General features: G+C 31.7%; 14 protein-coding genes. 5 read left to right on the top strand and 9 right to left on the bottom strand.

Going from position 1 to position 16130, the window contains the following annotated elements; translation table 11 throughout:
• Window positions 1–177: 177 nt before the first annotated feature.
• On the top strand, window positions 178–588 hold the full coding sequence (gene umuD, locus OW492_RS02225) for a translesion error-prone DNA polymerase V autoproteolytic subunit (protein WP_290038126.1): 411 nt from the start codon (window positions 178–180) through the stop codon (window positions 586–588).
• Window positions 588–1844 (top strand): Y-family DNA polymerase, encoded by a 1257-nt coding sequence (locus OW492_RS02220; RefSeq protein WP_290038125.1) that lies wholly within the window; start codon window positions 588–590, stop codon window positions 1842–1844. The genes umuD and OW492_RS02220 overlap by 1 nt, the downstream gene beginning before the upstream one ends.
• A gap of 2 nt (window positions 1845–1846) precedes the next feature.
• On the opposite strand, the gene OW492_RS02215 is transcribed toward OW492_RS02220, so the two are convergent.
• Entirely contained in the window at window positions 1847–2212 is a 366-nt protein-coding gene (locus OW492_RS02215) for a ribosome recycling factor family protein (RefSeq protein WP_290038124.1), read from the bottom strand.
• 221 nt (window positions 2213–2433) lie between these two features.
• On the opposite strand from OW492_RS02215, the gene OW492_RS02210 reads away from it, so the two are divergent.
• The gene (locus OW492_RS02210; protein WP_290038122.1) at window positions 2434–2589 is read left to right on the top strand and encodes a hypothetical protein; all 156 of its coding nucleotides are present in this window, start codon (window positions 2434–2436) and stop codon (window positions 2587–2589) included.
• Between the two features lie 911 nt (window positions 2590–3500).
• On the opposite strand, the gene OW492_RS02205 is transcribed toward OW492_RS02210, so the two are convergent.
• From OW492_RS02205 to OW492_RS02185, 5 genes are all read right to left on the bottom strand, one after another.
• Entirely contained in the window at window positions 3501–3899 is a 399-nt protein-coding gene (locus OW492_RS02205) for a nitrous oxide-stimulated promoter family protein (RefSeq protein WP_290038121.1), read from the bottom strand.
• A 1314-nt stretch (window positions 3900–5213) separates the two neighbouring features.
• Window positions 5214–7298, bottom strand: a complete 2085-nt coding sequence (locus OW492_RS02200; RefSeq protein ID WP_290038120.1) for an EAL domain-containing protein — start codon at window positions 7296–7298, stop codon at window positions 5214–5216.
• Window positions 7299–7328: 30 nt separating this feature from the next.
• The gene (locus tag OW492_RS02195; RefSeq protein ID WP_290038119.1) at window positions 7329–10139 is read right to left on the bottom strand and encodes a response regulator; all 2811 of its coding nucleotides are present in this window, start codon (window positions 10137–10139) and stop codon (window positions 7329–7331) included.
• 10 nt (window positions 10140–10149) lie between these two features.
• Window positions 10150–10692, bottom strand: a complete 543-nt coding sequence (locus OW492_RS02190; protein WP_290038117.1) for a YfiR family protein — start codon at window positions 10690–10692, stop codon at window positions 10150–10152.
• Window positions 10693–10712: 20 nt separating this feature from the next.
• Window positions 10713–12740, bottom strand: coding sequence for a TonB-dependent receptor (locus tag OW492_RS02185; RefSeq protein ID WP_290038115.1), 2028 nt, complete (start codon window positions 12738–12740; stop codon window positions 10713–10715).
• A 440-nt stretch (window positions 12741–13180) separates the two neighbouring features.
• Between OW492_RS02185 and OW492_RS02180 the strand changes: the two genes are divergently transcribed.
• Complete coding sequence (locus OW492_RS02180; RefSeq protein ID WP_290038113.1) at window positions 13181–13510, top strand: hypothetical protein; 330 nt, start codon at window positions 13181–13183, stop codon at window positions 13508–13510.
• 657 nt (window positions 13511–14167) lie between these two features.
• Window positions 14168–14473, top strand: a complete 306-nt coding sequence (locus OW492_RS02175) for a hypothetical protein (RefSeq protein ID WP_290038112.1) — start codon at window positions 14168–14170, stop codon at window positions 14471–14473.
• A gap of 73 nt (window positions 14474–14546) precedes the next feature.
• Here OW492_RS02175 and OW492_RS17005 read toward each other — a convergent pair whose 3' ends face one another.
• From OW492_RS17005 to OW492_RS02165, 3 genes are all read right to left on the bottom strand, one after another.
• The gene (locus OW492_RS17005; protein ID WP_354669211.1) at window positions 14547–14879 is read right to left on the bottom strand and encodes a DUF202 domain-containing protein; all 333 of its coding nucleotides are present in this window, start codon (window positions 14877–14879) and stop codon (window positions 14547–14549) included.
• The gene (locus OW492_RS02170) at window positions 14876–15244 is read right to left on the bottom strand and encodes a DUF202 domain-containing protein (protein ID WP_290038111.1); all 369 of its coding nucleotides are present in this window, start codon (window positions 15242–15244) and stop codon (window positions 14876–14878) included. Before OW492_RS02170 ends, OW492_RS17005 begins: the two co-directional genes overlap by 4 nt.
• Before the next feature lie 139 nt (window positions 15245–15383).
• On the bottom strand, window positions 15384–15962 hold the full coding sequence (locus OW492_RS02165) for a HupE/UreJ family protein (protein WP_290038110.1): 579 nt from the start codon (window positions 15960–15962) through the stop codon (window positions 15384–15386).
• Window positions 15963–16130: the final 168 nt, after the last annotated feature.

Here is a 16130-nt window from a genome sequence, read left to right as displayed (position 1 = left end):
TTTTCACACTTATATCGCTTAGTTTAAAGACTAAGTTATATAAGTGAATGATACTTTAATTAAAGTAATGAAAAATTTCCCATTTAAACCCACCATTTCATCTTCTACTTGTACTTATACTAAAGTCGCCTATAATTTAACTGTGTTTTTATACAGTTAAATTATATTAAGATAGTTATGAAATTTATCCCCATTACAGCAAGTGCCGGTATTACCGGATTCGAAAGTCCTGCAAGTAATTACTTACAGCTGCCATTAAGCTTGGATGCTTTATTAATAGAGCATCCAAGTGCAACTTTTATTGGCAAAGCAGATGGTCATTCTATGCAAGGTGTTGGTATATACAGTGGTGATATTCTGATTGTAGATAGGCACCTGACAGCCAAAAATAATGATGTGATCGTGGCAAATTACAATGGAGAGTTCATCTGTAAACTCATTGATATTGTCGGTCGCCAATTATTATCTGCCAATCCTAGATATAAAGCTATTGCGATAAATGAAGATGATCAATTTACCATAGAAGGGGTCGTCATTCGCTCTATTCGCTGTCACCGTGATAGCCTGTTATTAGCGACAACCTTTTAATGTTTGCCTTAGTCGATGCCAATTCCTTTTATTGCAGCGCAGAGCAAGTCTTTCGTCCGGAGTGGCGAGACAAAGCCATCATTGTTTTATCTAATAATGATGGCTGTATCGTTGCAGCCAATAAAGCTGCAATTGCATTAGGTGTTAAAAAGTTTCAACCTTATTTTAAAGCACGCGCTCTGTGCGAACAATCTGGCGTTATTGTTTGCTCCTCAAACTATGAATTATATGCCGATCTCTCGCATAAAATGATGCAAGTAATAGGGCGGTTTGCTCCTGAACAACATATCTATTCCATTGATGAAACTTTTTTAGATTTTAATCACTGCGTTCAAACAATACCAAACTTAGCGCTTCATGCACAAAAAATTCGCCGAGCCGTTTGGAAAGAAACACGATTACCTGTTTGCGTTGGTATAGGAAAAACCCTTACCCTAGCAAAAGTAGCGAACCACGTTGCTAAAAAATGGCCTGGGTTTCAAGGTGTATGTGTACTTGATGACTCTAGCTTTATACAACAAGTCTTTAATCAATTATCTCCTATTGATGTTTGGGGAATAGGTCGTAAAACTAATAAGAAACTCCTCGAACAAGGTATTAACACCATACAAAAACTCAGAGAAGCTAATCTAAAACGACTACCTAGATCCTTATTTAATGTAGAGTTACAAAGGACCATCAATGAATTGAATGGGATTCCTTGCAAGTTGTGGGATGGGATAAGAGCCGATAAGCTACAAATTTTTTCAACACGTAGTATGGGAAAACGCATTACGGATATCGAGGATTTACATCAAGCCTTAGCTAAACATATTGCCATTGCAGCAGCAAAAGCCAGGCAACAAGGTTCCTTATGCGGCACATTATTAACCTTTGCATCCAGCAGCCCCTTTGACCAAACGCCAGCAAGTTATAAAGTAATTATTCATTTTTGCCACGCAACAAATGATACTTCACAATTGCTTAATGCCCTAAGTGAATGCATAGAGCAGCTATTTAATGCCAGTGTTCGATACTATAAAGTGGGTGTTGGATTGTTAAATTTAAGCAGCGCAAAGCATCAACAATTTGATCTGTTTAATGCTGTTCATAACCCATCCTTAATGAATGTAGTAGATGGAATTAACCAGCGTTATGGTACTAATAGCGTATTTTTTGCAGCGCAGGGAATACAAGAAAGTTGGGCAATGCGCAGAGAATTATTGACACCTCAATACACTACTCAATGGCCGCATATTCCGAAAATAGGGTGCTGATACTAATCACTAAAATCCTCTGCAAGATCAAAAGCAATTCGAACCTCGCTCAGGGAGCAGCCTGTTTGTGCAATTAATTTATTTAATGTCATATCAAGATGAGAGCTAATCAACTGCTGTAAATTAACTTTAGGCTTAGGGAGACCTTTTACAATTGCCTGGTTAATCCAAAGTAATTGAAGATCGGTTAAAAAAAGCATCAACGATGTTAATTGTGTTTCACTGCCACTTAGTAACCAGTTTTTAGAACGACGAATACGTTTTAAAGTACATTGCTGTTGGGTAACTAATGCTAAAACTTGTTGTTTATCATCAACACGACGCACGAAACTATTTAACTGTATTGATAGTATTTTAGAGTGACTCACTAACAAGCAATCTCCAATTAAAAGGCGAATAATGACAGATTCAATGATAAATCATGAACAAGTAGATATAAGTGTATCGTTATACTGTAAAGGATTTATAACGGCCAAATGAGTGATTTGATAACTGTTTTTCTCAGTAATAAATTGGTCATTGCTTGATCTGTTAAGAACCTGAATTGACAAGTTAACATGAAGCTTATTTATACTATAAGGAGAATAAATTGAAACATTATGTCGGTCATAACATCAATTTACCTATCTTAATGTTAACTGCTGAGCATGATTTTCCATTAGAAAACGGCTGGCACAAAAGAACAGTTGATGTAGTCATAAATAGAATTATAGGCAAACAAAAAATCATTTTAAACGGTGGTTAATGCAGGGCATTTTTGATTTTTAAGCCCATTTCCAAAATCAATCTCTAGCCCTCATTTTCTACCTTCTACAGATCCAGTAGGTTTCAATAGAGTCGATTTTCATAAACAATTAAATAAAGAAATAAAAGCGTTTTTAGATGTGAATATATAAAAAAACACCAATAAAAATATTTTATAACAGATGCTTAGGTGGTTTTTATTAATAGTGAAACACTATGCATTTATCTAACCCAATTCATTGATTGAACAATAACTACAAATAAAAAGATATAAATAGAATGTGTTAGGTTTGAGAAAAAACCAATTGAAATTGATATTTAATCGAGTAAATAAAGCAACTTACAGGCTAAAAGTAGTTAAAAATTAAAATAATATCGAGTGTAAAACATCATGTAAATATCTTTTACGTGGAGTAAAAAACAGTTAACAGCGTTGATTTATATAATACTAAGATAGAATATTTAAAGTCGCCATAATTAGAAATAGGCCTTTATTTAAGCTAGAGATATGAAATTTAAACACAAGATAAACGTAAAATTGCTCTATTTAATCAAAAAATATAACTGATAAATAACAAAAAATGATTGTTTTATATGCAATAAAAACACTATAAATTTTATATTAGATTTCTAGATTAGTTAGATAAAAGGGCATTCAACACCTAAAATTAAATTAAACCGAATGCTTTTATAGCATTATTCAACACTAAAAATTTTTAAAAATATTTATAAATCAATGAATTAAGTAGAATATATATAAATAGGCTGCTTGTGAATGGTTAGCATATTATGCTTCATAATAAACACTTACAATATACTTTATAACAAAACTAATTATTTCTGTTACTCATAAATATATGGTTGATTTAAATGCTTAGTAAGTGAAGGCGATTATTTATAAACAAAAATAATCTAATTTTTAATACGCTTTATTCTTATATGCCTGTTTGATTGCTCTTTAGGAACAGAACTTGGAACTGGGTTTCGTTCTGATAATAAATGTCTTATTGCCAATAATGGATGATAGAAAATCATTCTTGGGCCAGAAAATAACATTATCTTTTTAGCTTGTGAACGTATTTCCGTTTTATAGCAATGTATAGGGCATTTATTACATGTCGGCTTAATCTTTCCATAAGGACAACGATCTAATTTTTCGTAGGCATAACGAATAAAGTCAGCACACTCATTACACATATCGTTTATTTTAATTGAGCTATGATGATGATGTTTACAATAAATCTTAATCATCATCTGAATAGTTTTAAATTCTAAAGCTAATTTTCCTGATAATAAATGTAAGCCTGACATAGATAAATTCACTGATGTAATTGTTATTAGTAACCTTAATAAGGTTAACATCTATATTGAATAGAGATACAAGTGATTACATGTTAGTTGATTAAGGTTAATTAAAATAGAAATAGAAATAGAAATATAATAAAAGGTAAAAGTAACAAGGTAAAAGTAACAAGGTAAAAGTAATAAGGTAAAAGTAATAAGGTAAAAGTTAGCTGTAAGTGGTTATAGAGATATAAAATGCCAAGTTACATAGATTAGTTAAATTAAATCAGTCCAAAACATGATTTAAATAGGCGTCTGAGATTTTATAGTTAAAGGAAATACCTTAAAAAACTCTCATATTTTAACACAGAACGCCTAAATAACGTTCAAATTAAGGTTGTTAACAGTTAAAAGTAACTTAACAACGTTAAATTAGTTAAAAACATTAATTCATGACGTGCCATGTATAACTACAAATATTATAAATTTGGTTCGGTTTTTATTATAAAACAATTAGTTACGGGGTTCATAGGTATAAATGAAAGTATCAGATAAACGACCAAGTGCTGATGAGCAGATACTTAATGAAGTAATTTAAATTGGAAAGTAATTAACGATGAATTTAATGGTTAACAGAATAACAAACTAGTTAAATAAGGCTTAAGGAATAATAGTAACTAAACCCAAAAGATTATGTAGTAAGAGATAATAGATACAGTTGTAGAAACTAAAAGTTAAGTGAACTAAGAGTTAAAAGAACTTAGAGCTAATAAAATTAAAGAACATATAATAAATTGTGATACCAGGAATAGTAACCAATAGTAAAAACTAAATAATATAAGTGAATAGTATTAAATATGACTGATCTAATACAACAAACACAACTACGCATAATGTATATTATGTTAAATAGAATATTTAATATAGAAGTACGCTTACATAAAGATAATAAATAACATGGGATTTACCATAATTCTATTTAACATAAAATGTATAACATACTGTTATCCTTTATGCGGTTTTCACATTTTATGTAAAGCATGAAAATATTAAAGTTTAGTGCTGCATTATGAATAATATATAGAATTTTATTAATAGGAATAAATACGAAATTAATATTAAATTACCTTAAACAACAATTTGAAGGTTAAGTTTATTAAAGATAATCCGGTGTTATCTCGTTTAACATTATTTAAAAACCCATAAAGTATTGATTAATATTATTAAAACAAGCTTATAGCACGTTTATTAAACGCTGTGTGTTGTAATCTGTGAAGATAACAAGGTATTTGGTCTAATTAATAAATATAGAGCCGTCTATTTAACAGTGAAATAAAAAATTTAATCTGTATTCCATGGATTATTAACAACCAATTCTTCTATTTCAATATGACTAATTGGTTTAGAAAAATAATAACCTTGAATCATTTCACAGTCATATTCACGCAAAGATACTAGTTGTTCAATAGTTTCAACGCCTTCAGCAACTACTTGTAGATTTAGATTCTTAGCCAAACTGATAATGGATTTGATAATAGCAACGTTCTGTTTATTTTCTGGAATATAATCTATAAATGACTTATCTATTTTTAAAGTAGAAATGGGCATTTCCTTCAACTGTGATAATGATGAGTAACCTGTTCCAAAATCATCAATTGAAATCTTAATACCAATATTAGTTAGTATGCTTAATGTATTCTTTATCGTTTTCTGTTGATTAGTCGGCGCCAAATGTTCTTCAGTTATTTCCATCTCTAACTTACTAGCAGGAATATTATATTTTTTTAAGGCCCCTATTACATACTCCGTAAAACCATCGCTATATAATTGACGGCTGGAAACATTAACTGCGATTGATAATTTATGACAGTCAGTATTTTTCCATTTTCTTAACTGCTCGATCGCTTGTTCAATAACCCACTTACCTAGAGGAATAATTAAACCAGTTTCTTCTGCAATGGGAATAAATTCTGATGGATATACTGGAGTTTCTTTTCCACGAGGCCAACGAATTAACGCTTCAACTCCTACTATGACTTGAGTTTTGCTACAAACTTTAGGTTGATATAAAAGAATAAAATTATTATTTTCTAAATATTCTCTAAGACTGTTCTCTAATGACCAACGTTTAATTGTTTTTTCTGTTAAATCACTAGAATAAAAATAAAAATTATCTTGTTCAGATTTTTTAGCTTGATACATAGCAGTATCTGCATTTCGTAACAGATCACTACTATCTGTTCCATTATCTGGATATATACTAATACCCACACTTGAACCAATATAAATAACTTCGTCATTTATATAAAAAGCATCGTTAAAAAGTTTTTGAAAGCGATTAACAAATACAGGAATTTTATCTAGGTTATCTATAGAATCCAGTAATATTGCAAACTCATCTCCACCAAATCTTGCAACAATATCTGCTTTTTGAGTCACAGCACTAAAACGTTCAGCGACTTCTTTTAATAAAAAATCACCAACTTCATGACCAAGAGAATCATTAACTTGTTTAAATCTATTTAAATCAATAAATAAAAGTGCAATTTTATTTCCATTACGATCAGCCCGTTGTATTGAACGCTCTAACCTTTGGGTAAAAAGGACTCGATTGGGAAGATTAGTAAGCGCATCATGGTGGGCAACATGTATCAGTTTTTTTTGTGACTCTTTCAGCTCACTTATATCTTGCATCACACCAGAAATAATAGGTACTGTATCATTAGTGTTCTCTAATAACTTCCCCTGTAATTTCAAATATAATAAATCATTATTAGGTAACTGTACGCGTATATCTAAGTTAAAAGCTTCACCGTCTTCGAATGCTTTTAATAAAATATTTTGGACATAAAAGCGATCAGATTGATGAATAAGGTTAAGAAAAAATGATTTCCCATGCTCAAATTTTAAAGATGTTAAGCCAAGCATTCCAGAAAGTTGCTTTGATAATAGCAGATGCCCTTTCTCACCTTCTAACTCCCAGTACCCTAAACGCGCAATCTTTTGAGCATGTTCTAAACGCATTTCACTTTTTTTCAATGACTTATAATAATGACTGTTACGTAATATATAGCGTAAATTATGACTAAATAAAGACCAATTAATCGGTTTAATCATGAAATCAGTCGCGCCTAAACTATATGCATGCTCTATCGATTTTGTATCATCCATTCCTGTTACCATAATGATAGGTACCCTTTCTGACTTCTCAGATGCTCGGATTAACTGACAAACTTCAAAGCCATTTAATTTAGGGAGCTCAACATCAAGTAAAACTAAGTCCGGCGAATATTTATTAAATAAGAAAACACCTTCAGCACCATCTTTAGCTTCAATAACATGATAGTTATTAGATGAAAGTACTTGGTTTATTAATAACCGAGTCATTTCATCATCATCAATCACTAATATTGATTTCATATTCATAGAAAACCTCATTACTGGTCTTAATAATTGCTATATTTCATTTATATTATTTAATTGTTTTGTATTAAAATAAGCAATAACATTGATGGATTCTAAATCTATCTCTTTGATCAACTCTGAAACAGAAGTTAATGAACTAGAAATTAGCGCTTTTTCTAAGCTGCTCGTTAATTTTGCAAGTTGATTTGCCCCTACATGTGCACTACTGGATTTTAAGCTATGAGCTGACTTTCTAATGTCATCATTATTGGAACTTGGGTCTTTAAATACAATTAAGCTTTCTTTTAAAGTTTCTAGATAAAGGTTAATGACTTTATTAATCAAAACAGATGAATCACCTTGTTGTAACATCGATAAATTATCTAATAAAGTTGGGTCGACTGAGATATTACTCAAAATAACATTACTCTTTTTCGCCACAATCTCATCACTTTCATTACATTCATTTATGTCATACTCATCATGACGAGGAATGTGCAACCATGGAACTAACTGTTCATATAACTGAATAACAGAATATGGTTTACTCAGATAAGCATCCATACCTGATTGAAGGCAACGTTGCATATCTCCATCAATTGCATTGGCTGTTAAAGCGATGATGATATTTCCTTTTGAAATTACGCCTGTTGATTCCATTTCTCTAATCGTACGAGTCGCTTCTAAGCCATCCATTTCTGGCATCTGCATATCCATTAGTATGACGTCAAAATTTTTGTTTTTAACTGACTCGACTGCCATTAATCCATTATCAGCAAGTTCAACATGCAACCCAAATGACTCTAACATGAAAGATGCAACTTGTTGATTTACTGGGTTATCTTCAGCAATCAACACTCTATATGGGTAATTAAAATGATAGGCTTCATTTTGATCTTTCTGAGGTTCTATATTAATACTCTTATCCTGTGACACTGTGAACACAGAGCTTAAGCACTGATAAAATTCCTTTTGTAGAACAGGTTTATTTAGAAAATAAGTTATCTTATTTTGTTTTAATAAATTAGAATCGGTTGTAACGGAACTCAACATAATCATGATGGGTTGTTTCCATATTGGATTTTTTCTAATTGCATTCGCTAATTCTAATCCATTAAAACCTGGCATATGCATATCTAGTATTAATAAGTCATAAGGTGTATTTCGGGAATGTGCTATTTCTAATAGAGACAAGGCTTGCTCACCGCCTTCCGCTAAATCACATGAAAGATTAATTTCTTTAAGTTGTTCTTTAATAATAAAACGATTTGTTGAGTTATCGTCTACAACAAGAATATGTTTGTTCTGTAATTTCGAGGATTCTGGTAACAAATCAAATGTTTTATTGATTAAACTGTTGGAATTGTTTTCGACGGGTTTAAGTTCAATTTCAAATGAAAAACAACTACCAACAGATTTATCAGAGGTGACGGACAATATTCCCCCCATTAAACTAACTAATTGTTTTGCAATAGGAAGCCCTAAACCTGAACCCCCATACTTCCTTGTCGTTGAACTATCTTCTTGAACGAAAGATTCAAATATATGGCTAATTTTATATTGATCAATACCAATGCCAGTATCGATAACATTAAAGTGTATTTGTCCTTTTGCAATTTCATGCACTCTTAAAGTTACCTGTCCATGCTCAGTAAACTTTAACGCATTACTCAATAAATTGGTTAACACTTGACGTAATTTTACAGGATCACCTATGTAGGTATCGGCAAAACTAGGCGGTATAGAAAGTATTAACTCTATATTTTTATTATAAGCGGTTTCGCCATATAATGAGCCAAACTCCTCTATCAAAGAACGTAAATTAAATTCAATTAATTCAAGTTCCATCTTGCCTGACTCTATTTTAGAAAAATCCAATATATCATTGATAATACTCAGCAAGTTTATTCCAGACTGATGTGCTGTTTCTGTAAAACGTTTTTGTCTTGGTTGCAGCGAAGTACTGAGCAACAACTCAGTCATACCTAATATGCCATTCATTGGTGTACGTATTTCATGACTCATTGTTGCCAAAAATTCACTTTTTGCTTTGCTTGCCGCCTCCGCATTTTCTTTTGCAATGGTCAACTCTTCAGTACGTTTTAAAATTTTTGTTTCAAGGTTATCTCTATGATCTTGTAGGGATTTGTCTCTTTTTGCAATTTGATCTAGCATTAGATTAAATCCATTAATCAACACTCCGATTTCATCAGACCGACGACCTGGAATACGCAAATTGTAATCTTTTTGTGTTGAAACTTTATCGATAACCTTGGTGATCACTAGTAAAGGAGTTGATATAAACTTTTGCATGCGTAAAGAAATTAATAAAGCAAATAGTGTCCCTAAAATAAACATCACAGGTATGATAATTAATTGTTTTAACAGCCGTTGATTCAATACACTAAAGTCATCAACTAATAATATATAACCTAATATATTTCCTTCATATATTATCGGTTCAACATGTGTTAAAACCTCTTCTAACTGCCCTTTTTGTAACTCAGTTACATTCATTTTTATTAATGAAGAATACAGAGCTTGATCAAAATCTGGTTGGATATACTCCGCCAAGATCTGTTTGTTTTGGTCATAAATTCTAGCCAATATAATTTCTCTTTTAGCATAAAGACTGTCCAAACTTTCTTTAGCTGCTTCTCGATCTTTGAATTGAGCCGTTGCTGTATTTTGACTAGCCATTAACCTTGCTAACGTTTTTAGTTCACTTTCAGAGTCTAGATGGCTATAGTGGTTTTGAACAAAACTTATAAATATAATAATAACAATAGTTGCTATTACACCTGGTAATAAACCTATTGCTATAAGCTGACTTCTTAATGAAAAATTTTTTATTTTAAACACAAACACACCTTTAATTATCTACAAGAATAGAAAGTTTTAATAACTTTGAGCTTAAAACCAATTTAGTTGTCGACAATTGTTGATTGGAAACTTGGAAACGTAGTCTATTATTTTTTTCAATTAAATTAATAAAGCCACTAGATTCAAAAAATGGACTTTGATCAGTTATCGTTAAAACTACCTGAAGGTTTATTTTTGAAAGTAAATAACGATATAGATTTCGGTCGTCAGTACTGATATAAAATGCATTACAATGTTGATAGTCTTGATCATTTTTAACTTCAATAACTGAAATTGGATGTGTATCAATTTTTTTATTAGTTAAAATACTTAATTCATTAATCACTTCATCTTGACCATAAGTACATAAAATAAATGGATCATTTGTATTATTCCAAGACGAATCCGGCCATCGAGTGAACTTCGCAATGTTATATATATAGGCAACTTTTAAACTACTTATTTTATTTTTTTCAGCTAACGCTGCATTGTTCGAAAACAAGCTAAAAAATAAAAGTATAAATAGGTATCTGATTAATAAGCTACTTATCATATGGATATATCTAAACACTGTTACCAACGATAAAGCGCATTAAAAAAGATGCTACGCTCTATCAGTGAGTCAGTGGTTGATGACTCTGTAATGAATTGCTGGTTATCATCGTGTAAAAGGTGTTGAGCGATGATTGATAAATTCAATGAAGGAGTGGCTTGCCATGCAATACGTAAATCACTATCAACTGAATCTGATATATATTGGTCACCATTATTGCTATCCCAACTGCGCTCTGAGGTATAATAAAAACGTAGATCTAGTTCGACAGAATCATACAAATCTGTACTCGCCCAAATAGAGGCTTGGTGTTCTAAAGAACGATCAACCGATAATGAGATCACATTATTAGTATAGGCGTTAGATTGAGTATCTTCTAAGTTGATATCTAAATAACTATAGGTAAATCGTAATCTAGAATTAGGCGTGACTTGCCATGTTGCTAACCATTCTGTGCCATAACTGTACCCTTTAATATTATTATCAAGGTTAATAGGAATAACATAGAAGGTATTCCCATTAACTGTTTTGATTTCAGCATCACCTATGTCATAGCTCAATAAATTATCGTATTGGTTATAAAATGCGGTTATATCAAATGATACATAAGGAGATGCTAACCAACGATAACCAATTTCGTATGCAGTTAACTCTTCTGATTCAAATTGATTATTACCAACTAATTGTAATAAACCTGGTGTACCTGATGGGTCAAAGGCACTTGGAGCTAGCACTTGAATATTAATAGTTGAATCATTCTCAACTTGCGAAGGGATTCTAATCGCCCGAGAAATAGCAGCCCATAACGTCATTTCTTTAGTGGCCAACCAACTTAGACGGATATTAGGTTGTAGTTCTGTACTACTATAGTTATTCCCCTCTGCTTTTGCGCCGAAGGTTAAGGACAATTTTTTTTCTGGAATATTCCATGTATCTTGGATAAATAGATTCCAAATTCGGGTCGTTTCAATAGAAGAAGAGGTAGTAAAAGAGTCTGAACCATCCAGGTCATTTTGGCTTACTCGATACCCAGCCCCCCATATTAGTGAATGGTTTTTGATTGGTGTTAGTTGATGCTCTATATCGAGATTAAAAGTCGTGCGTAATTCTTCAAATTGCAGATCATTGTGTTCGTAAAAATCAACACTAGCACGGATGTTTACCTCTGAATCAATGCTTGTTTTCATACCCCATCGTAAAGCGATATTTCCACCCATAAGGTCTACATCATCACTTACAATGGATGATGTGTACGGTTCAGAATAGTTAGAGATAGAGAACTGTTGACGAAGTTCATGTTTATATAAATCACCTTGTAAAGTGAGCCATTCACCATCTCCGTAATCTATATCGAAACGAGCACCTGTCTGTAAATATCTCCCTTCGTTATCCTGACTTTTTCCACTAAGATCTTTCGATTCATCCAATTTTTTACTGTTAACATAAGCCCTAAACTTGCTCTTTTCGCCAATTTCACCACCTTGTTTAACGCCCAAAGCCTGATATTGATTACCTATAGAGGCAACTATCTCACCTTCATTACCAGTAGATTGTTTAGTTATTATGTTAACAACACCATTAACAGCATTGGTTCCCCAAAGCGTAGCACCAGGTCCTCTTATTACTTCAATTCTGCTGATATCAGACATTAAATAGTTCAAATTTTCCCAGAAAACACCAGATGATGTGGGTGTATAAATACTGCGACCATCAATCATTACTAATAATTTGTTAGAAAAACGACCATTAAATCCTCTAATAGTTACAGCCCATTTATTCGTATCAATTTTAGCGACATCCACGCCAGGTACTAAAAATAAAGCTTCAGGTATACTAGTTGCCCCTGACCGTCTAATTTCATCCTCTGTTACAACATAAATAGCGGCTGCTGATTCTGATAGTTTCTCGTTTTTTTTACTAACAGAAATCACTTCAATTTCCATTAACTCCTCAAAATCAATATCAATGAACTGCTGATCAACAGAATCAGCTTGACTATGTAAAGAAATAAGAGAAAAAGATAAAATAAATCGGTTTAAGATATTCATACACATCCTTGTATTAAAATCCGAAATAGAAAGTATTCAGCACAAATTAATTACTTATCCAGGGTAATTAAAATTAGTAATGAATCACTTTAAAAATTAAAAGTGATTTTTATGACCATTACTAGGTATAAACTATATGATTTTTCATCTTTGATTAATACTAATAAGATCAAGATATGGGTGTTTAATCAAACAATCCTAGAATTTTCCTATTCATTATTAATACTGACCTCATAAATTAACGTTTATTTAATAAAGTTAAATGCATAAATGATTTAGCAGATTTCAATAAAGAGCGGTGATGTGATATTAAAATTTAATAAATTCGGTATTTTCAAACTCCATACTTTCTACAAACTTACTCCATATTTGAGCAGTATAGTTTAGTTATTGAAACAAACTTTGAATTTAAAAATAAAGTAAAACACTTGGAGAAAATGATGAAAAAGCCATTATTAGTATTAGCAACTGCCCTATTAGTAGCTGCAAGTTTTTCATTTAGTGCATCGGCAAACTCAAGAGGACATGAACAGTCTTCACATCAAAAAAATACACAGCATGTAACGGTAGTGACAAATACCGTTAAGCATAATGATAAACAACAACAAAACAGAAAAGATAAAAAAAATCAGAAGATTGTGATAGTAAAGCATAACAATCATGCTAAAAAAACACACCAAAAAGGAGTTAAAAGCCAACCAAGTACTAGTTTTAGTATTTCATTTGGTAACGGTGTAAACACATCAATTATCATCGCGAATGCTCATTAATTGGCAAGGCTCAATCAACCTAAATGTCTGTAGATAATAAACCGCATAAAAGAATCAATTCACTAGGATTGATGAATCTAAAAGCATGTTAACTTAAGGCTAACATGCTTTTTTTGTGTAGATAATATAAAACAGATAAAAAGTAAGAATGAGAAAAGTATTATTTTAAATAGGAGTAAGAAAAGTATTCACATGCTGAGACGCTAGGATCACCACATAATATTAAAGATGAAATTTAATCATACGATTTAAAAGCTCTCTTTTAACCTTCTAAAACTAAACTAACAACTCCTCTGGCAAATCGATATGTTGGTGATTCAAACTAAATATACTATTAAGTGTCTTACTCTTAAATATTGATTCAAATTATAAAGATAGGTAGCAGACTAATATAAGGTCGATTAATAGGAATTTTTAGTATTTAAGGGCAATAGAATAAGTATTTTTTAACGGTAATCTTATGGTTTTTTGATAACATTTTATCTCTTTAAATATGCTTACCTTAACAATAAATCATTAGGGTATTGAAATAAAACGACTTTTAATATTTTAAATTTGTTATTTAATCTCCATAATTTCTGCAAATTTACTACATAGTTACCTTTTATAGTTTAGTCACTGAAACAAAGTCAATATTGACTTTACGAGGAGATTAACATGAAAAAGACATTATCATTATTAACGGCAGGTCTATTTACCTTTAGTTTTGCATTAACAACACCTGCTTATGCAAGTAATCATCATGGAGCATCTGCTCATCATAAACATAAAGTTAGCCACCAGAAAAATGTTCGTCAAGTACAGAAAATTAAGAAAAGAAGAGCAATTAAAAATAGAGTGAAACACCGTTCCCCAGGGCCTGTTATTCAATTAGGGTTGCATGGGCCTGTTATATCTTTATTCTTTTCGCCTCGACATAGTCAACAACATAATAGAAAACATCATGGCCATCGTGGTCATTAAGATTTATCAGCTAAATAGGTAAAGTGTCTAAATTGTCTAGACACTTTATTATATTTAATATTATGACTGACTGTTAATTAGAGAATATTTTAATCATTAGAAATATTGAATAACTCAATGAAGTCAAAGTAACACAACAAGAAAGTATAACTTTAGCGATGACTTCGTGATATGTAACAGTCTCATTTCGTATAGCGTAATGTTTAAATCGTTTAATTTGTAAAATCAAACTAATGGTAGTGAATAAAATCAAGCCTAAAGCAAATAACTTAAACAGTAATAAATCAACTTTTACACTAACAAACAACAATATAAAACTGATAATAATAAGTAAGAGATAGGTTCTGAACCATGACATCAAGGTTCTTTCTGGTTGTAGACCTGGATCCCCTACTTCTATACTCATAAAAATACAGCCAATATCACCACACCACTAAAAATAAATACCACGCTACTAATTACCTTGATGAAGCTGGTATAACTCAATGCCTTTTTATGTCGCATAGAAGCTTCATTCGCTGCCCAACGTCGATATGCAAAAATAGCTAACAATGCTGAGCAGATACAAAGAAATGCAGACAAAGCATAACGTATTTGAGGATTTGCTAGATCAGGTGTCAATTGGTCTAAGCCAATTGCACCAGCTAATAACGCTAAAGCAGTTCTGATCCAAGCTAAGTAAGTTCGTTCATTGGCAAGAGAAAAACGATAATCAGGCGCTTCCCCCTGTTTACGCCAATTTTTTTTTATCTCTTTAGGTAATTTATTCATTAATTAAACTTTTCAACGCAGTAAGTAATGAATTAAATATAACGTATACAATTAATTTAGAAAGGAAAAATATGTAAAGAAATAAAAGATGAGTAATTGAACAGCACTTTAAGAAGATTAAAGCGCTGTTATATTTGCTTTACATCATTACTAGATGGAAACCAACACCCGCAATACCAGCACCTAGATACCGAAGTAATTGATCACCTTGCTTGATTCTTTTTAATATAAGCGCAATAAACACACCTGCAATATGGATAGTGGCAGTACCGACAACAAAACCAGCTGCATACATTTCAGGTTTCGCTAGGTATGGCATTTCTACCCCGTGAGCAAAACCGTGGAAAATAGCAAAAAAGCCAACGAATAACATAGCGATAAAATGTGGTAGCTTTTTCTCAGTAGTAATAGAGATACCTAGTGCAAGTACTGAAATGGCTATGCCTAATTCCACAGAAAACATTTCAACGCCTTTAATACCTAGAATGCCACCAATCAGCATAACAATAACAAATGTAACAGGTACTCTCCAAATTGCTTTCCCGCCCATTTGAGCACTTAAAATACCGACACTTAACATAGCCAGTAAGTGATCAAGACCTAAAACAGGATGTGAAAAACCTGACATGAATCCACCTCCGCCAGGCATAACGTGTGCATAAGCTAAGTTGGGAAGGGTTAATAAAATGGCTAAGATAGCCAATACTGACTTTTTCATTGAAGTTCCTATTATTATTATTATTATCGTTAAAACATCTAAATATTCACGACTATATTTTACATTATTAAGGTTATTACAAGGTTAAAATTATTTTTAAATGATAATTAATCTTAATTATAATTACAATTAAGATTAATTAATGGATATAAAAAAACCTCATAATAG

The sequence above is a fragment of the Psychromonas sp. 14N.309.X.WAT.B.A12 genome, from assembly GCF_030397575.1.
Lineage (GTDB): Bacteria > Pseudomonadota > Gammaproteobacteria > Enterobacterales > Psychromonadaceae > Psychromonas.
Note: the sequence above shows the minus strand (reverse complement) of the source record. Positions and strands in the feature narration are given on the sequence as shown.